General features: G+C 33.7%; 15 protein-coding genes, 1 tRNA gene and 1 pseudogene. 5 read left to right on the top strand and 12 right to left on the bottom strand.

Annotated features, from left to right (window positions below):
- Nucleotides 1-57: 57 nt before the first annotated feature.
- The 8 genes from fbp to JBKA6_RS02070 all read right to left on the bottom strand — a co-directional run bounded on the left by fbp (nucleotide 58) and on the right by JBKA6_RS02070 (nucleotide 6,912).
- Entirely contained in the window at nucleotides 58-1,086 is a 1,029-nt protein-coding gene (gene fbp, locus JBKA6_RS02105; RefSeq protein WP_096685399.1) for a class 1 fructose-bisphosphatase, read from the bottom strand.
- A gap of 53 nt (nucleotides 1,087-1,139) precedes the next feature.
- A complete protein-coding gene (locus JBKA6_RS02100; protein WP_096685397.1) occupies nucleotides 1,140-1,862 on the bottom strand; it encodes a TerB family tellurite resistance protein in 723 nt (240 codons plus the stop codon).
- Between the two features lie 2 nt (nucleotides 1,863-1,864).
- Entirely contained in the window at nucleotides 1,865-2,485 is a 621-nt protein-coding gene (locus JBKA6_RS02095) for a LysE family translocator (protein ID WP_262490695.1), read from the bottom strand.
- 57 nt (nucleotides 2,486-2,542) lie between these two features.
- On the bottom strand, nucleotides 2,543-2,821 hold the full coding sequence (locus tag JBKA6_RS02090) for a DUF3817 domain-containing protein (RefSeq protein ID WP_096685393.1): 279 nt from the start codon (nucleotides 2,819-2,821) through the stop codon (nucleotides 2,543-2,545).
- A 28-nt stretch (nucleotides 2,822-2,849) separates the two neighbouring features.
- Nucleotides 2,850-2,933, bottom strand: a tRNA-Leu gene (locus JBKA6_RS02085).
- Nucleotides 2,934-3,025: 92 nt separating this feature from the next.
- Nucleotides 3,026-3,967, bottom strand: a complete 942-nt coding sequence (locus JBKA6_RS02080; RefSeq protein ID WP_096685391.1) for a DMT family transporter — start codon at nucleotides 3,965-3,967, stop codon at nucleotides 3,026-3,028.
- A 14-nt stretch (nucleotides 3,968-3,981) separates the two neighbouring features.
- Nucleotides 3,982-5,172, bottom strand: coding sequence for a tRNA 2-thiouridine(34) synthase MnmA (mnmA, locus tag JBKA6_RS02075; RefSeq protein WP_096685389.1), 1,191 nt, complete (start codon nucleotides 5,170-5,172; stop codon nucleotides 3,982-3,984).
- A 342-nt stretch (nucleotides 5,173-5,514) separates the two neighbouring features.
- Nucleotides 5,515-6,912 carry an MBL fold metallo-hydrolase gene (locus JBKA6_RS02070; protein WP_096685387.1) on the bottom strand — a complete coding sequence of 466 codons (1,398 nt, stop codon included), beginning with the start codon at nucleotides 6,910-6,912 and terminating at the stop codon, nucleotides 5,515-5,517.
- Between the two features lie 112 nt (nucleotides 6,913-7,024).
- Here JBKA6_RS02070 and JBKA6_RS02065 point away from each other — a divergent pair, with 112 nt between their 5' ends.
- The 5 genes and pseudogenes from JBKA6_RS02065 to JBKA6_RS07685 form a co-directional block, all read left to right on the top strand.
- Nucleotides 7,025-7,840, top strand: coding sequence for a 2,3,4,5-tetrahydropyridine-2,6-dicarboxylate N-succinyltransferase (locus JBKA6_RS02065; protein WP_096685385.1), 816 nt, complete (start codon nucleotides 7,025-7,027; stop codon nucleotides 7,838-7,840).
- A gap of 256 nt (nucleotides 7,841-8,096) precedes the next feature.
- Nucleotides 8,097-9,989 (top strand): molecular chaperone DnaK, encoded by a 1,893-nt coding sequence (gene dnaK / locus JBKA6_RS02060; protein WP_096685383.1) that lies wholly within the window; start codon nucleotides 8,097-8,099, stop codon nucleotides 9,987-9,989.
- A 119-nt stretch (nucleotides 9,990-10,108) separates the two neighbouring features.
- Entirely contained in the window at nucleotides 10,109-10,537 is a 429-nt protein-coding gene (gene ybeY / locus JBKA6_RS02055; protein ID WP_096685381.1) for an rRNA maturation RNase YbeY, read from the top strand.
- Between the two features lie 38 nt (nucleotides 10,538-10,575).
- Nucleotides 10,576-12,441 carry a tRNA uridine-5-carboxymethylaminomethyl(34) synthesis enzyme MnmG gene (mnmG, locus tag JBKA6_RS02050; RefSeq protein ID WP_096685379.1) on the top strand — a complete coding sequence of 622 codons (1,866 nt, stop codon included), beginning with the start codon at nucleotides 10,576-10,578 and terminating at the stop codon, nucleotides 12,439-12,441.
- 421 nt (nucleotides 12,442-12,862) lie between these two features.
- Nucleotides 12,863-13,324, top strand: a pseudogene (locus tag JBKA6_RS07685) (IS1595-like element ISIse1 family transposase); the annotation flags it as partial.
- A gap of 260 nt (nucleotides 13,325-13,584) precedes the next feature.
- Here the strand turns inward: JBKA6_RS07685 and JBKA6_RS02045 are convergent.
- The 4 genes from JBKA6_RS02045 to JBKA6_RS02030 form a co-directional block, all read right to left on the bottom strand.
- Nucleotides 13,585-14,112 carry a transposase gene (locus tag JBKA6_RS02045; RefSeq protein WP_157776879.1) on the bottom strand — a complete coding sequence of 176 codons (528 nt, stop codon included), beginning with the start codon at nucleotides 14,110-14,112 and terminating at the stop codon, nucleotides 13,585-13,587.
- Between the two features lie 202 nt (nucleotides 14,113-14,314).
- Entirely contained in the window at nucleotides 14,315-14,611 is a 297-nt protein-coding gene (locus JBKA6_RS02040; protein ID WP_157776878.1) for a transposase, read from the bottom strand.
- Nucleotides 14,592-15,026, bottom strand: a complete 435-nt coding sequence (locus JBKA6_RS02035; protein ID WP_096685373.1) for a transposase — start codon at nucleotides 15,024-15,026, stop codon at nucleotides 14,592-14,594. Before JBKA6_RS02035 ends, JBKA6_RS02040 begins: the two co-directional genes overlap by 20 nt.
- A 327-nt stretch (nucleotides 15,027-15,353) precedes the next feature.
- Nucleotides 15,354-18,533, bottom strand: a complete 3,180-nt coding sequence (locus JBKA6_RS02030) for a T9SS type B sorting domain-containing protein (protein ID WP_096685371.1) — start codon at nucleotides 18,531-18,533, stop codon at nucleotides 15,354-15,356.
- Nucleotides 18,534-18,580 lie beyond the last annotated feature (47 nt).

Raw genomic sequence — 18,580 nt, 5'->3', positions numbered from 1 at the left:
AACTGTAGTTTGAATTAAAGATGACAAAACCCAAATGTCCCGTAATTCATTGACAAATTAGATTTGCGAGCTATTATCTCTCCCCATAAACTCTTCTACCTTATCTACCATCTTTTGGCTTCCACAAATAAATGGCACTCGCTCATGCAACTCTGTAGGAACTATATCTAATATCCTTCTATGTCCATCACTGGCCTTGCCATTAGCCTGTTCAGCTAAAAAAGCTATAGGGTTACACTCGTACAATAATCTCAACTTGCCAGCTCTATTCTTAGAGCTCTTAGGATATAAATACACTCCTCCCTTTATCATATTTCTGTGGAAATCTGAAACCAGAGATCCTATATAACGAGAAGTATAAGGAGCTCCACCTTCACTTTTTTCCATCTGGCAATATTTTATATAATCTTTTATGCCTTGTGGAAAGTGAATATAATTACCTTCATTTATAGAATATATATTTCCCGTTTTAGGGAATTGCATATTTGGATGAGATAGATAAAAAGTTCCTATAGCAGGATTTAAAGTAAAGCCGTTTACACCATTTCCCCAAGAGTAAACTAGCATAGTAGAAGTTCCGTAAATTATATAACCTGCTGCTACCTGATTTTTTCCAGGTTGAAGAAAATCTTCTATTGTCACGGGCGTGCCCACTTTAGTAACCCTCTTGTAGATAGAAAAAATGCTCCCTATAGAGACATTTACATCTATATTGGAAGATCCATCTAGGGGGTCTAATAATACTACATATTTGTTTTGATGTTTATTATCTCTACTGTTTATAGTTATAAAGGTATCTTGTTCTTCAGATGCTATTCCACAGACTATATTTCTATTTTTTAGGGTTTCTGTAAAGACCCTATCGGCAAAGACGTCTAATTTTTGTTGATCTTCACCTTGCACATTATGAGTGCCAACACTTCCAGTGATATCTACCAAGCCAGTTTTATTAACCTCGTGATTTACAACCTTAGCAGCCAGACGAATGGCGTTAATAAGCCTAGAAAATTCCCCCGAAGAATGTTTAAAAGAAGCCTGACTATCTATTATATATTCTCCTAAAGATTGATTTTTATTAACAGTCATACCATGAAATTATTAAAAGGCTCATCATAAGAATTCAGCGCAGCGACAATATATTAAAATCCTCTTTCGGCTTTTATCTTATCATAGGCTTCACTGACTTTTTGAAATTTCTGCTTACCTATATTTACGTGTTGTTCACCCAAGTGTTGAATCCTGTCAGGGTGATACTTTTTGGCCATCTTCCTATAAGCTCTCTTTATATCATCATTTGTAGAATTTTTATCTACTTCTAAAATCTTATACATAGATTCTATATCGTTGTAATAAGTAGATTTTATGGAGTAAAAATCACCTTTGCTAATATTTAGGTAATTAGCTATAGTAGCTATTTTATCTATCTCAGCTGTTACTACATTTCCATCAGCATTGGCGACTCCAAATAAAAAATGTATTAGTTGCAAACGTTCAGCATGAGACATATACTGATTTATCTGTGCACAAATCTGAGGAAGAGAAATATCATTGTTGATGACAGTAGCCTTAAAAATCTTAAAATTCTCTTCTGTCCTAGATTCACCATACACTTTTGTGAAGTACCTTCTCACAAAACTCAATTCGGATTCACTTACCTTTCCATCAGCTTTTATTACTATAGCTGATAATACTAAAAGAGAGATTTCAAAATCTGTAGCTCGTGATGCCTTTATACTATCAGAACTAAAACCTCTTTTCGAGGCTCCCTCAAAAGCACTTCCCAAAGCAAATCCCAAAATAGCGCCTATAGGACCTCCTACAGTCCATCCCAAACCAGCACCTAATATTTTTTTAAAAGACATCTCTAAGATTTTATGTTAAAAGTTTCTTCTATGTGGAATACCGTTTTAATTATCAATAATAGACCAAAAAAAATCAATAGATATCCAGTTACACTTTTAATCTTGTAAATTCTTTTATTTGTCAATTTCTTTTTAAATCTCTTGGCTAAGAATATTTTGAAGATATCAATTAACAGATATGTTAATATGATAGATAGAAAACAAGCAAAAATTTCGTAATAAACCTTAGATATCTTAGTTGCTACAGCAATAACTACAGAAAGCCAAAAAATAAATACGCTCATATTGCTGATATTCAGCAAAAGACCTTTGAGGAAAAGAGCTAGATAATTGTTATTAACCTTACGCAAATGCAAATCTCTATACTCGCCCTTATCTTTTTTAAAGATATACGTAGCGCCATAGACGATAAGCGCTCCTCCTCCTATCAATAAAAATGAAGAGTTTTCAGTTATTGCATCTATCATGGGCTTACTGCCAAAAAGAGAGACCAATATAAACACTATATCGGCGGAGATAACTCCTAAATCAAAGATCAGAGCCGCTTTAAACCCTCTAGTAACACTTGTTTCTATAAGTATAAAAAAAACAGGTCCCATCAAAAAAGATAGTAGCAGACCCATTGATACTCCATATAAAACAATCTCTAGCATAACACTGAAATAATACCCCCTTTGTTATCAGCTCAAATACTTTCTATCTATGTAGATAGCCCCAAAGGGAACTACCGAAGCAATTACCATAATGCAGAAATCCTTCCAAGTACACCGAGTCTTTATTTTAAACAAAAATGACGATAAAACGTAAATGATAAACAATATACCGTGAATCATACCGACTACTTCAACCATAACTGGTTGTTGTAAAATATATTTAAAAGGCATAGCAATACCGAATAAAATCAAAAGAGAAAGACCCTCTAAAGCGCTAATCACTCTAAAAAACAAAAAAAACGACATGTCAATTAAATACCTTCATATAAAAAAGTGCCCAGAACTGGACTCGAACCAGCACATCTGTAAAGATACAACCCCCTCAAGATTGCGTGTCTACCAATTCCACCACCTGGGCAATGACAACTGTCTTATCATAAAAAAGAGGCTCACAAAAATACACTATCTTATTTTTACAGGTGTAAAAAGATAAAATTAAAATTATTTCTATTAGGAGACATCGTGTTTTTTTATCATGGTCTTATTTCTTTTTAAGGAATTGATATTAGGAAGGTTTAACATTATTAACGACACAGCTATTAGAAATACTCCTGTTACCACATTTGTTTTTACATTTTCTTCTGGTAAGAAAATCCAACTTAAAACACATCCAAATACAGGAATGATAAACTTCCAAAAATTTAGAGAAGACACCTTAACTGATTCTGTCCTAAGTAAAACAAACCATATACTCACGGCAAATGCCGATACAAAACTCAGCCAAGCTAAAGAAGTGCAATAAGTGATATTAGAAAAAGCCGAAAGATCAAATCCCTCAAAAAACATAGACATCAATATCAGCAAAAAACCTCCTATTGTCATTTGGGAAGAAGAAAGAATAAGAGGAGGAATGTCCTTTGTATATTTCGCTACAAAAATATTGCTATACGATATAGATATCACGTGTAATACAGCAATTACCACCCCGCCTATAAAGGCATTTAAATCTCCTACCTCCACATCTAATAATTCATTTATGCTTATGAATACTATCCCTAAAACCCCTATTAGTATGCTGAAAACCTTGAAAACATCGAGTTTTTCATTCTGTAACAAAACATGAGAAAATATAGCTATAACCAATGGAGAAGATCCTATTATAACAGAACACAGCGAAGCTGGTATCATATCCATGGCAATAAAAAGTAAAGAGTAGGTTAAAGTTGTAAACAAAATAGCTGCCATTACAACAACTTTGAAATTATCTTTCACTATCTTATAAAAAGGCTTTATGGCTCCGCAAAAGGGAATTAGCAATAATCCAGAAATAAAAAACCTCATGCCTCCAAACTGCATAGGATCCGTATACTGCAACCCTACCTTGATTACAAAAAAAGTAGAAGACCAAAGCAAACAAGCAATTATAGCTACTATATTAGCGTTTATATTCATTTATTTTTAACTATTTATTCTATGACTCCTGAACCTATTAACTCATTTTCTATATACCAAACAACAAATTGACCTTGTGTAACTGCCCATTGAGGTGAGGCAAACCTCAGGTATAAACCTCTTTCAAACTTATACAGCACAGCTTTTTGAGGGGACTGTCTATATCTTATGCAGGCTTCTACCTTCATTGATTCACCAGTATCTATAGCCAAATCTGTTCGTACCCAATGTGTGTTTTCATCTGATACAAATACTACACTTTTAAATAAACCAGGATGAGAATCTCCTTCTCCAACGTACACCACATTTTCCTTTGTGTCTGTTCCAATGACAAAAAGTGGATCTTTAGTGCCTCCAACACCTAAGCCTTTTCTCTGACCTATGGTAAAGGAGTGAGCCCCTTGGTGTATTCCAACTACCTCTCCCATCTTTATGGAATATCTCTTATGCTCATATAGGTTATATAACTCTTGTTCTAGACTGTTAAAACTGGTGGGATTCTCCAAATAAATATCTTCTTTATCACTTATTTTCACAATACTCCCTTGTCTAGGAATTAACTCTTGCTTTAAAAAATCAGGAAGCTTTATCTTACCTATAAAACACAATCCCTGAGAGTCTTTTTTATCTGCAGTTACCAAACCCATATCAGAAGCTATTTTCCTGACCTCTGTTTTGAGCATTCCTCCAATAGGGAATATTACCTTAGAGAGCTGCTCTTGAGAAAGCGAACACAAAAAATACGACTGATCTTTATTGGGATCCACCCCCTTTATGAGACTATATATCTCCTCTCCCCCTTTTTTTATGACATCCCTTTGACAATAATGCCCTGTAGCTATAAAATCTACATCTAACTCTTCTATCTCTTCTAAGAGAATTTTGAATTTTATCTCTCTATTGCACAACACGTCTGGATTAGGCGTTTTACCTCTTCCGTATTCTTCTAGCATATAGTCTACTATTCTCCTCTTATACTCTTTAGTGAGATCTATTATATGAAATGGAATTCCCAATTTCTGAGCCACCATCATAGCATCGTTGCTATCTTCTACCCAGGGACACTCATTAGATATGATCAAGGATTCATCATTCCAATTTCTCATAAATACAGCTATTACCTCATATCCCTTTTGAACTAAGATATGAGCGGCTACGCTAGAATCTACCCCTCCCGATAGACATATTACAACTCTCTGTTTCATAATAACGTGCAAATATAGATATTAACCGAATTGTATTAATAACCTTAGTTCGATTAATAAAATCACTTTAATCTTTTAAATTTATTGGGGTTTAAGAGGTTGCTAGCGTAGTTATTGAAATCCTTTTATACTTATGAGGCGATTTAATGGAATTTTGACACTTTTTGCACAAAAACAGTCAATTTATCACAAATACGAGTCTCTTTAATCCTAGTTAATTCAAGAATTTAAAGAGTTTTTACTAAACAAATTATCACTCTAACTCAGGTTATTAATGGGATTAAGGGCTTAAAATTATTTTTAAACCTAAAAAAATTGGATAAGTTTAGATGGAACAGTTATCTAAACTTTAGATAGGGAAACATTTGGAATGGATTTTAACTTGTCAAATCCCCCTTTTATGTCTACGACATTATCTATTCCCATGGACTTTAGTATAGAACAAGCTATTAGTGATCTATACCCTCCCTTACAGTGCACAAAGTTTTTTCTTTTCTTATTGATTTGAGCAAAATTGCTATGAATAAAATCTAAAGGCAAGTTTTTTGAATTTGAAATATGTAGAGATTGGTATTCTTTTTCTTTTCTAACATCTATTACATTTTCTACTTTTTTATCTCTCAGTTTTTCGACGAATTCTTCAGCAGAGATAGATTCTATTTTTTCCACTTTATCTCCATTTTCAATCCAAGTATTTATACCTCCTTGCAAATAACCTATGCAGTTATCATATCCGACTCTAGATAATCTCATAACAACTTCTCTCTCTCGACCTCCCTCTGCCAAGAAAACTATCTTCTGTTTTATATTCGGAATTAATGTTCCTATCCAAGGGGCAAAAGTCCCGTCTATGCCGAAATACCAAGACCCAGGAATGGAACCATTTTTGGTGTAATCTTCTTTGGATACAGTATCTATTACCAATACATCTTCTCTTTCTGATAGAGATTTAAATTCTTCTAAGCTTAAAGCTCTAGTGCCTCTTTGTATTATATCTGTGTATTGATCATTTATCCCTTTATTCATATCTACATTGTGCTTGAAGTAATCTGGAGGAGGAGGGATGTTTTCTGTCACTTTTTGTATAAACTCCTCTTTGCTCAAGTCTTGTTTCAAGGCGTAATTAGTTTCCTTTTGATTTTTTATAGTATCGTAAGTTTCTTTGCTAATATTTTTTCCGCAAGCTGATCCAGCTCCATGTGCAGGATATACAACAGTATCATCGCTTAATGTCATGATTTTTTCTCTTAGAGAATCAAAGAGATATCCAGCTAGTTCCCTTTGAGTCAAACCGTTTTTAACAGCTAAATCAGGTCTGCCTACCTCTCCTATAAAGAGACAGTCGCCAGTGAATACATAAGGTGTTTTTTTGTCTTTATCTATTAACAAATATGAAGAAGATTCCATAGTGTGTCCAGGAGTATGAAGCAGTTTTAGTTTTACATCTCCAATACAGAACTCTTCTAGGTCTTTTCCCTCGTGAAAATCATAACTGGTGTTAGCATTGGGCCCGTAGACTATAACCGCTCCCGTCTCATTAGATAGATCTACATGACCCGCTACAAAATCTGCATGAAAATGAGTTAGGAAGATATATTTTAGTTCAGCCTTATCTTCAGATAGCTTTTCTAAATAAGGGCTTGGGTCTCTTAAAGGGTCTATCACGGCAGCTTCTCCTTTAGATTCTATATAATAAGTCATTTGAGATAAACACTTTGTAAATATCTGTTCTACTTTCATAATTCTAGGTATTAAACGGATGGAATACTGCGAAGTTATGTTTTTATGTCAAAAGACTAGGTCTTTTTAGCACAGCGTTATAGTATATTTGTCGGGCATTAATCCTTTGAATATGGAAGAAATAAAAAATATAATTGAATCAGCTTGGCAAGACAGAGAATTACTAAAAAAAGAAGATGTAAAAAACTCTATTAGAGATATTATTTCTGGTTTAGACAATGGCGTATTGCATGTAGTTGGTCGTGTAGGCGATTCTTGGGTAGTTAATGAGTGGATTAAAAAAGCTATTATTCTATACTTTGTAATTCAAGAGATGAAGACTCATGAGGTCGGCATGTTTGAGTACCATGATAAGATTCCTTTGAAGAGCAAATATGCTGATAAGGGCATTCGCGTAGTTCCCAATGCGGTAGTTCGCTATGGATCATATGTTTCTCCAGGCGTTGTCTTAATGCCTAGTTATGTTAACATAGGAGCTTATGTAGATAGAGGAACAATGATAGACACTTGGGCTACTGTGGGTAGTTGTGCTAGAATTGGTAGTGATGTTCACATTAGTGGAGGCGTAGGCATAGGTGGCGTTTTAGAACCTGTACAAGCATCTCCCGTTATAGTGGAAGACAATGTCTTTATAGGATCTAGATGTATAGTTGTAGAAGGTGTTCATGTAGAGAGAGAAGCTGTTTTAGGGGCTAATGTAGTATTGACTTCTTCTACAAGAATTATAGATGTATCTCAAAAGGATCCAGTATATCTAAAGGGACGAATTCCTACAGGTTCTGTAGTTATTCCGGGTTCTTACACTAAGAGTTTTCCCGCAGGCGACTATAGTGTTCCCTGTGCGCTTATAATAGGAAAAAGAAAAGAGAGCACAAATAAAAAGACTTCTCTTAATGATGCTCTGAGAGATTATAACGTGTCCATTTAAGGAACAAGACAACTAATTGTTTTTTATTTCAAAGTCTTTTTATTAAGCAATGTAATGACCTAACTAGGTTTAGCAGTTCTCCTTTTGTTATAATTAGCAAAAAAACCATGACATAGTGTCATGTGTGCATTATCTCAAATACTTAAAATATTAAATATGGCAATGTGTAATTGTCAATAGATATAGCGGCATAATTTTTGCTTATTCTGATTCTATATTGACAGAACATAAAGAATAATTAATAAAAACTAAAATTATGAGTAAAATAATTGGAATTGATTTAGGAACTACAAACTCTTGCGTATCTGTAATGGAGGGCAACGACCCTGTAGTAATTCCTAATCAAGAAGGCAAGAGGACCACTCCTTCTATGGTAGCATTTGTAAAAGACGGAGAGAGGAAAGTAGGAGATGCAGCAAAGAGACAAGCCGTTACTAACCCTACTAAAACTATCTACTCTGTTAAGAGGTTCATAGGAGATAGTTACTCTTCCAACAAAGAGGAAGCAGGAAAAATGCCTTACAAACTAGTAAAAGGAGATAATGACACAACACGTGTAGATATAGATGGAAAACTATATACTCCTCAAGAAATCTCAGCTATGATTCTTCAAAAGATGAAAAAAATGGCTGAAGATTATTTAGGTCAAACCGTTAGTGAAGCTGTAATTACCGTTCCTGCGTATTTCAGTGATTCTCAAAGACAAGCTACAAAAGAAGCTGGAGAAATAGCTGGATTGAAAGTGAGAAGAATAATAAACGAACCTACTGCAGCTGCTTTAGCTTATGGCTTAGACAAAAAATTATCTGAGAGAAAAATTGCCGTTTACGATTTAGGGGGAGGAACCTTTGATATATCTATACTAGAATTAGATGAAGGAGTATTTGAAGTGCTCTCTACAAATGGAGATACTCACTTGGGAGGAGATGATTTTGATCAAGTAATTATAGATTGGTTAGCCGATGAGTTCCAAAATGAAGAAAAGATAGATTTGAGAAAAGATCCTATGGCCTTGCAGAGGTTAAAAGAATCAGCAGAAAAAGCTAAGATAGAGCTCTCTTCTAGCACTTCTACAGAAATAAACTTGCCATATATAACGGCTACAGACTCAGGCCCTAAACATTTGGTTAAAAATCTGACTAGGTCTCATTTTGAGAAATTATCAGACGACTTGATTTCTCGCTCTTTAGAACCTGTTAAAAAAGCTATTTCTGATGCAGAATTAAACCCTTCAGACATAGATGAGATAATATTAGTGGGCGGATCTACACGTATACCAGCTATACAAAAAGTGGTGGAAGACTTCTTTGGCAAATCTCCTTCCAAAGGTGTAAACCCAGATGAAGTAGTAGCTATAGGAGCTGCCATACAGGGTGGTGTTCTAACTGGAGATGTAAAAGATGTATTACTTCTAGACGTAACTCCTTTATCTTTAGGAATAGAAACCATGGGAAGAGTAATGACAAAATTGATAGAAGCTAACACTACTATTCCGACTAAAAAGTCTGAGACATTTTCGACTGCTGTAGACAATCAACCATCAGTAGAAATACACGTTTTACAAGGAGAGAGACCTATGGCAAGCGACAACAAAACTATAGGGCGTTTTCACTTAGACGGAATACCTCCTCAACCTAGAGGAATTCCTCAAATAGAAGTTACTTTCGATATAGACGCTAACGGATTGATACACGTAACAGCCAAGGATAAGTCTACGGGTAAAAGTCAAGATATAAGAGTAGAAGCTTCTTCTGGATTGACCCAAGAGGAAATAGAAAAGATGAAAAAAGATGCTGAGATTAATTACGAAGCTGATAAAAAATCTAAAGAGACAGCCGATAAGCTAAATCAAGCTGATGCTCTTATCTTCCAAACAGAGAAGCAAATCAATGAATTAGGAGATAAGATACCTGCGGATAAAAAAACTTCTATAGAAGCGGCTCTAGCTGAATTGAAAAAAGCTCACGAGAGTAAAGATCTAACTAGTATTGATGAAGCTTCAAAAGGCTTAGAAGAGGCTTTAAAAGGAGCTTATGAAGATTTGCAGAAAGCTCAACAGGCTAGTGGTAATACCAAAAGTGAAAATCAAAAATCTGGAGATGATAAAAAAACGGATATAGAAGATGTAGATTTTGAGGAGGTAAAATAAACATTTTACTATACTTTTGATATGACTTTTCAAAACGCAGAAAAAATGTTTTTTCTGCGTTTGTTGTATAAAAAAGCTCCTGTTCTAGCATTAGAATTAAATGCATTAGCCTACAAAATATGATAAACTTTTTTTATCAAATAAAAGAATTTCGATTATGTGATGAAAACATTATCACTAAATGGATCAACGATATAGCAAAAAAGGAAGAAAAAAATATAGGAGAGATAAATTATATATTTTGTAATGATGAAGATTTGCTCAAAATAAACTTAAAATATCTAAATCACGATTATTATACTGATATAATTAGCTTTGACTACTCTTCTGAGAATATTTTATCAGGGGATATCTTTATAAGTATAGATAGAGTTAAGGAAAATATGAATACTTTTAATCAGAGTTTCAACAGAGAATTGTTTAGAGTCATTTCTCATGGAATATTACACTTTATAGGATATAAAGACAAAGAGCCTAAAGAAAAAAAACTGATGAGAGAAAAGGAGGATTTCTACATAGCAAGTGAGATTATTTCTACTTATCTGTAGGTATTTTTAACACAAATCACATATTTCCAAATTAAAAAATGTTTAACGAATACGATGTAATAGTTGTAGGTGCTGGTCATGCAGGATCAGAGGCAGCTGCAGCTGCAGCAAATCTAGGGGCTAAAACCCTATTGGTTACTATGAGTCTTCAAAATATAGCTCAGATGTCTTGTAATCCAGCAATTGGAGGCATAGCAAAGGGACAAATAGTAAGAGAAATAGACGCCTTAGGAGGGCAGACGGGGATAGTAACAGACAAAACAATGGTACAGTTTAGAATGTTAAATAGATCTAAAGGGCCAGCTATGTGGAGCCCTAGAGCACAGTCAGACAGGATGCGTTTTGCAGAAGAATGGCGCTCAACTCTAGAGAGAACTAAAAACTTAGACTTTTATCAGGAAAAGGTTTCAGAGCTATTAATAAAAAATAATAGAGTAGAAGGTGTAAAAACTAGCTTAGGTATAGAGATAAAATCAAAATCTGTAATCCTCACTAACGGAACTTTTTTAAATGGAATTATACATATAGGACAAGACAATTTTGGGGGAGGTAGAATGGGGGAATCTTCATCTAAAGGAATAACTAAACAACTCATATCTCTGGGCTTTGTTCACGGAAGAATGAAAACGGGAACTCCTCCGAGAGTAGACGCTAGGTCTTTAGATTTCTCTAAGATGGAAGAGCAAAAAGGAGATGAAAACCCAGGAAAATTTTCTTTCACAAAGACTCCGGAGTTAAAAGAGCAAAAAAGTTGTTTTATAACTTATACGAATAAAAACGTACACGAAATACTAAAAACAGGTTTTTCTAAATCCCCTATGTTCACAAATAAAATAGACGGGGTAGGGCCTAGATATTGTCCTTCTGTAGAGGATAAAATAAATAGATTTTCCGAGAGAGAGAGACATCAAATATTCGTAGAGCCTGAAGGCTGGAATACTGTTGAAACCTATGTAAATGGCTTTTCCACCTCTTTGCCTAAGGAGACACAAATAGAAGCTCTAAAACAAATACCTGGTTTTGAAAAGGTAAAAATATTTAGATTTGGATATGCTATAGAATACGATTATTTCCCTCCCACTCAGCTTCTAAGCACCCTAGAGACGAGAATTACAGAAAACTTATACTTTGCTGGACAAATAAATGGGACTACTGGATATGAAGAAGCAGCGGCTCAAGGTTTGATGGCTGGAATTAATGCTGTTAAAAAGATAAAAGACGAAGCTCCCTTTACATTAAAACGAAATGAAGCTTATATTGGAGTTTTAATAGATGATCTGATAACAAAGGGCACAGAGGAGCCTTATAGAATGTTTACCTCTAGAGCAGAATACAGAATTCTGTTAAGACAAGATAATGCAGATTTAAGACTTACCAAATTAGGTCATGAAATAGGCTTAGCTTCTACAAAAAGACTAAAAGAATTAGATGAGAAATTTGACAAGATTAATAAAACTATATCATTTATTAAAAACAAAAGTCTAGAAAAAGATGATATTAATAAGTTATTAAAAGAGAGAGAGTCATCTCCAGTAAATCAAAAGCAAAAAGCGGCAAGTATCTTATCTAGACCTCAGATAAATATCGATCATATGATGGGATTCTGTGAAATCAACTCTTTTGCAGAAGAGAATAACCTAAACTCTGAAATATTAGAACAAGTTGAAATTCAAATTAAATACGAAGGTTATATAGACAGAGAAAAACAAAATGCTGAAAAACTAGACAGGCTAGAAGATATAAAAATACCTTCTCATTTCGAATATGATAAGCTGCCTTCTCTGTCTAGTGAAGCTAAAGAAAAGTTAATGAAAACACAACCTAAGACTATAGCTCAAGCATCTAGAATTAGTGGGGTATCCCCTTCAGACATAAGCATTCTTTTGGTTTACATGGGGCGCTAATAGTTTCACGTGAAACTATTAAATGGTCTTTGTTTAAAAAGCTGCAGCCCCGCAAAATACAGCCATATGATAAAAAGTTTTTCTTTTCACAAGAAGATATTCATTATTTGCCTGCCCTAATTAAAAAAAACATACCTTAATCTTAAAGAGAATTATATAAACACAATAGCTACTCAAAACCAAATACTAAAAAAACTTTCCCTTTAATTAAACCATATAACGACTAATAGTTTCACGTGAAACTATTTAAAGATATAAAAACAAAAAAGGGTTTTTAACGAAGAATGGATAGAATTAGATAAGTCATGTTTTAAACGCAAGTGATTTTAAGGAAAAAGTTATATAAAACAGTGCTATTGAAAAACTTTATAAAATTAGGCTAAAGACAACTTAAGATAATTTTACATGTGCGTAGCCCCTTATATTATCTATAAAAAATAAGCATATAATTCGTTTGAGAATTTCTGAGGTAGAATTCAGGTCTATTTTACGGTCATTTTTCCTAGATATGGCAATCAAAAAAACGCAGTAAATTGACTGATGTAAATCGCTATACTATCAACAAAATTTTTGACAAATTACGCTTGTAAATTACTTACTGAAAAATACGAAGAAGAAAACCTTTAACCAATAAGAAATAGAATTAGGTGAGAGTTATTTTGAAGCTAAAAGAGTTAAGAAAAAAAGGGAACGAGGGTCAGGAGGAAAAGTTCCTTTATTTGACATGTTAAAGAAAGGGGGAATTTATACATAAATTACAAAAAACTGTTTGTCATCAGTAATAATGCCTGTTATAGAAAGTAGAACAAGTAAAGAAAGTACAATATGACGGCTTGGCAAACTATGGTTATAAAGGCATTATAGAGTAAAGCATAGTGAAAATTGATTTGCTCCTTTAGCAAATCACATTAACCTGCATTATTCACAGTCATATTAACCCGCATTATTCATAGTCATATTAAAATAGATTAGACGTGATATTTTTTCCTTAACTTTTTTACTAATCGAAGAGAACTCATCTTCTTTGTCGTTTTTTTGCACCTTTTTTTAGGATGACAATGCTCTTTTTTAGTGTTTTTACATGGTTTTTTAACGACAGAACGTAACTATCCCAAGGTTGTTAATTTCACAAATAAACAATCGTTACTGGGTAATAATTTCCCGAAATAAACCCTTGTAAACAAAAAATTTAGATAACTGGTAATAGATTCGCCTTTTGGTAATTTTAATCATTGCTCCTACCTTCAAAAGATAAGTTCTATTTGAACTGATTAACCATTTTTTTGCTACTTCAAATCTTGTTTTCTTTATCTTCTGTTTCAGTAATAAAAACATTTCATAGGCAAGACTACTTATCATAAGTCGAAAAAAATTAGCAAGAAAACTATGATTTGACAAACGATCAGAAAAACACATATTTTTAACTTCTTTAATTCTATCTTCACTTGAATCGCCTCTTTTAACATAAAAGTCAAAGTAAATTTCTCTAGCATTCTTTTGGGGAATATTACTAGAAAAATGCCTTATATTCATCCCTAATCCTGTACTCTCAACTTTAGAATAGCACTGTTGAGGCTTGTGCCAACTCTTAGCTTTGTACCTGAAACTGATAAAATGTTGGTGCTTCTCTCCATGATCTAAATACCTGAGTTCGATTAATAAATCACTCAAACCCTTTGATTTTATTGGAATTTAAGAAAATACCCTTTTTAGTTTTTGTCTCTTTTGTGTGTTTATAAGACGATTTAATAGAAATTTAACAATTTTTTGCGCAAAAAAACACTCGATTTATCACAAATACGAGTCTCTTTAATCCCAGTTAATTAAAGGCTTTCAAGTGCTTTATTTAAGTAAATTATTAATCGAACTCAGGTTAAATACATTTTTTTACAGCATTTTTTGACCGAGATACCTTTCTTTTTAAAACTTCATTGCTCGCTATACCTGTCACATATAGTAAATCAAAATCATCTACTAATTGGTAAAAAGCGGCGCAGCTAAAGCCGCTATCACTTCTAATAATTATTTTCATATCTGGGTAACTCTCACGTATTTTCATAATTATTCGCCTTAAAATACTCACATACCATTTATTAGAATGACTGTTTCCTCGACGGAGTACAGGAAGAATAATCTGTCGGGTGTTTCTATCATGAAAAAAATAGTTCATTGTACATGAATTGACCATAATAACTATTAAACATTGACAATTGTTGACTGCCATAAGTTGGATCATCGGTTGAATCTACGTCAATAACTATTCTCTTGCGACCAGATAAATTTGAAACATATTTGTATAACCACGCATTACAAAAATTAAAAACAGCCTGTTTATCAAAGCTATTCTCAAATTTTGATATAGTGGGTTGAGAGGCCAAATCACCTTGAAGAACATCTTTAAATAAAGGATCATGCCGTAAATGACTAAGATCATTGGCGTCTTGATAGCCTAACATGATCATATAAACCCTTTGCTTTAACTGTTGCTTTCTGGTATAAGTAATAAATCTAGAGTCTCGAGTATCAGGCAAAAACTTACTGTAATAATGAATCAATTTATGATCTCGTTCTAATTTTTCAAGCATGATTAAAGATCCATCAGAGCTAATTTCTGATGATGAAAAAAGTTAACTCAACAAAAGTTTTCCCTCTATAAAATAATGTGTTTTTATTCCTCATTTTTGGGCTATATCTAAAGTGGTGAATTTTTGATTAAAACCTTTTAAAATTAACACTTTATACCCAATATTGAAAGGTAACTATGAATAATAAGAGTTAAGAACTTCTTTGTTAGATAACAACTACAGAAGCAAAAAAAATGAATAGTTTTAACCCTTAAACCCTTTTAAAATAAATACTTGTAATTGAGCTTGAAGATTTAGGAATTAGGATTTTGTTTAGTCAAAATCAATTTATCTAAGAACTGTTATATAGCCATTTATATCTGTAGTCTTGCCATCCTTCGTTATTCTAAGAATATAATAATACGTGCCGCCGTTTTTCCCTTCAAAAGACCAACTATTGTCATAATTCCTTTTTTCGTAAATCAAGCGACCAATCCTATCGTAGATGTAAAGAGTTATATTATCTTTTCTATATTCCTCAGGAATGCTCCAATTATCTTGATTGGTCAATATATTACTTAAGCCTTTGTCTACTATCACCTTACACACAACTCTCTTTTTACAGCCATATTCAGAAGTGATATCTACTATATATTCTCTGTCCTCATATACAGGATTAGTTTTGATGCTATATGATTTCGCTCCTGTATTCCAAAAGTGTTCTTTCCCCCCATAAGCCACAAAAGATGTATATTCTCCTCTCTTTAAATATCTCACTGGATCATATACTCCTATATCCGATTCTTGTACTTCTAGATATTTACTCTTTATCTTACATCTGGCTGTTTTGTGATCAAATATATAATGGTATTTTCCAAGTTCACCCGTTTTATATGTACTACTAGTCGCTCCAGGAATAAGCTCATTGTCTTTATACCATTGATATGTTCCTTCTCCTTCTCCTATCATTGGATTTCCTGTTATGGTAATTTGTTTTTCTACCTCACACAAGAAACCAGAATGGGTGGCTGAGATAAGAGCTTCTAAACTTTCAGGCTTAACCTCAACAGCATTAGACAGATCCGAACTACAGTTTCCATCTACATATGACACTTCATAGTCTCCAGAGCGGAATTCTTCTAATTCAAGTCTTTCTGTATTCTCATTAGGTATCTCAACTTTATTTCTATACCATCTGTATTCTCCTCCAGCAAGATGACCTTGAGCAATAGCTCTCAAAGTTGTAGCATAGGTTATCTTAGAATACAATATATCTGACTCTGCACATGTTGCTATTCTTGATGACGTTAATGTTATTGCTGGAAATGTTCTTCTTCCACTAGTGACTCTTACTTCAGCCTCTTTACTACAACCTTTTTTAGTAACTATACTTACCATATAGGTTCCAGAGCCATTGCCTGTGTCTCCTCCTACTACTAAGGAGCTAGTAGAGCTTAAAATTTCTCTACTAGCAGTATTAGGAGAACCATCATCATTCCTCTTTTCCCATACATAATCTACTTCTTCTGTTACTGTAGTCTTTGCTTCTAATGTAAGAGGTTTACCACACATTATCTCAGGATTAGCTGGTTCTATAGTAGGATTTGGCATTTCTACTATATCTATAGAATTACTATATGTTACACAGCCCTCAGGCCCCAGTAATTCCGTTGTAACGTAATATCTGCCTATTTCTGTAGGAGCAAAAGTCTTGCCTGCAGCTACAAGAGTTCCGCCAACAGCAGTAGCATCAATATATGTAGCCATATTTTTAAGATCTCTATTAAGAGATTTTTTATCTAAACCTAAGTTTTTAGCTAAACTTGGGCTAACAGTAGAAACAACAGCGCCAGCACCTATCTTAGCAGCTGTAGTAAATAACGAACCGAAAAATACGCCTAATGTACGAATACTAGAAGCTTTAGGCTTGGCCGCAGGAGCAGCGGCAGGAGCAGCGGCAGCGGCAGGAGGAGCAGCAGCGGCAGCGGCAGGAGCAGGAGCAGCTATTTTATACCATTTGAAATCTTCATCCTTAGCCGAAGCAAAAGCCTCTCCATCAAAACTCACACTTAGAGTATTACTTCCTCCGCATAAATAGTTGTTTCCTAACTTTGTACTAACTTTTAAATCTAAAGGCTCTAATATCTCTATCTCTTGGCTTTTTAGAGCTGTACAATGATTATCCCCTATATCTAATTCTAGCCTATATTTTCCAGGTTCAGTTACTTCTAACGGAACGACTTTTTCACTGATTTCGGCATCATCTTTAAACCATTTTACATTTTTAATATCTGAGCTCCCTACCTTTACCCCTGTTTCTAATTCATTTTTAGCTTCTGTTAAGTCTGTAGCAGAAACCGTAATACTATATTTATTTTTAGTAAAAGGATTAGGTTTACACAACCTGTTTTCTTTGGAACTGGTCTTTATCTCAATAGTTGGCTTTGAAAAATCAAAGGGTTCTTTAGGTTCTACTTTTTCACAAACTACAGTATTATCATCAGTTTTAGTTATTCTTACCTTTACAGAAAATTGAGCTGTATCATTTTTATCAGTACCAGTTATTGTATATTCTTTGCTTTTTCCATTAATACTAATATCTTGACCATCTTTTGTCCACTGATATGCAGCTGTATATCCAGTTAGGAGCTTATCAACATTAGCAGTTAATTTTATCCCTATATCGCAATTTCCGGGATCTACTCCAATCTTTACAGAGTATTCTTTTACTGTTACTGGATAAGATTTTGGAGAGTCGCATTCAATCTCTGAGATTTTAGATCTAACTATCTTATGGAGCACTTCATACTTCCCTGCTCCTACTGAAACAGACTTGCTATTGTCTTTTATCTTTTGATCATCTTTATACCATTCGTATGCTATTTCGCCTGAAAAACTAGCATCTTTTTCTGAGGATGTTAAAGTGGTATTCTCATTAGGAGCAACATAAAGCTCCTTTTCATTTGTTATTCCTGTTCCTTCAGCAATAGTAGGCTGATCTAGATTTTTGATAATTTCAAATATATCTGTGTATTCTTGTGTTACACCACCAGACTTTTCAGAACCTGAAGATGTGACCTCTTTAATCTGCATTTTGTGTTTGCCTACAAGTAGTTCTGGAAAATTTATAGACTGTTTGTAAACAGTACTTCCCTTATCAAATCCTCTATGAGCATTTGATATGATAACTATTTCTTTGACATCTTCACTATCATCTCTTATATCCCAACTCGATACTGTACTACTACCACCGCTAAGCTTAGCACTTTTAACAATTAATTTTCTAACACTTGAAAAGTCCCCTATATATGTTATTTGAATAGAATAATTATCCGATCTTCCCTGATCTATATCACATATTTTTTTTATAACTTTTCCACCAACATCTACTATTTCAAATTTTATGATTTGAGGGGAGGTATTAGTAACAATACTAGGACTCTTTCCAGAATAATAGAAAGAAGTATTAATTATAAAACAAAGGCTACTAAAAAATAGTAAACACAATATTCTAAAAATCTGTTTCATAACTTAGGTTTTTGCTAAGAAGTTAGTGTAAATTTATTTACTACTGT

This window comes from Ichthyobacterium seriolicida, from assembly GCF_002369955.1.
GTDB lineage: Bacteria > Bacteroidota > Bacteroidia > Flavobacteriales > Ichthyobacteriaceae > Ichthyobacterium > Ichthyobacterium seriolicida.
Note: the sequence above shows the minus strand (reverse complement) of the source record. Positions and strands in the feature narration are given on the sequence as shown.

Excerpts from the sequence above, each read along its gene's own strand:
- mnmA (WP_096685389.1), bottom strand. The coding sequence starts at position 5,172 with ATGAAACAGAGAGTTGTAATATGTCTATCGGGAGGGGTAGATTCTAGC.
- fbp (WP_096685399.1), bottom strand. The coding sequence starts at position 1,086 with ATGACTGTTAATAAAAATCAATCTTTAGGAGAATATATAATAGATAGT.
- JBKA6_RS02035 (WP_096685373.1), bottom strand. The coding sequence starts at position 15,026 with ATGCTTGAAAAATTAGAACGAGATCATAAATTGATTCATTATTACAGT.
- JBKA6_RS02065 (WP_096685385.1), top strand. The coding sequence starts at position 7,025 with ATGGAAGAAATAAAAAATATAATTGAATCAGCTTGGCAAGACAGAGAA.
- JBKA6_RS02090 (WP_096685393.1), bottom strand. The coding sequence starts at position 2,821 with ATGTCGTTTTTTTTGTTTTTTAGAGTGATTAGCGCTTTAGAGGGTCTT.
- ybeY (WP_096685381.1), top strand. The coding sequence starts at position 10,109 with ATGATAAACTTTTTTTATCAAATAAAAGAATTTCGATTATGTGATGAA.
- JBKA6_RS02040 (WP_157776878.1), bottom strand. The coding sequence starts at position 14,611 with ATGAACTATTTTTTTCATGATAGAAACACCCGACAGATTATTCTTCCT.
- JBKA6_RS02080 (WP_096685391.1), bottom strand. The coding sequence starts at position 3,967 with ATGAATATAAACGCTAATATAGTAGCTATAATTGCTTGTTTGCTTTGG.
- JBKA6_RS02100 (WP_096685397.1), bottom strand. The coding sequence starts at position 1,862 with ATGTCTTTTAAAAAAATATTAGGTGCTGGTTTGGGATGGACTGTAGGA.
- mnmG (WP_096685379.1), top strand. The coding sequence starts at position 10,576 with ATGTTTAACGAATACGATGTAATAGTTGTAGGTGCTGGTCATGCAGGA.
- JBKA6_RS02030 (WP_096685371.1), bottom strand. The coding sequence starts at position 18,533 with ATGAAACAGATTTTTAGAATATTGTGTTTACTATTTTTTAGTAGCCTT.
- dnaK (WP_096685383.1), top strand. The coding sequence starts at position 8,097 with ATGAGTAAAATAATTGGAATTGATTTAGGAACTACAAACTCTTGCGTA.
- JBKA6_RS02070 (WP_096685387.1), bottom strand. The coding sequence starts at position 6,912 with ATGAAAGTAGAACAGATATTTACAAAGTGTTTATCTCAAATGACTTAT.
- JBKA6_RS02095 (WP_262490695.1), bottom strand. The coding sequence starts at position 2,485 with ATGGGTCTGCTACTATCTTTTTTGATGGGACCTGTTTTTTTTATACTT.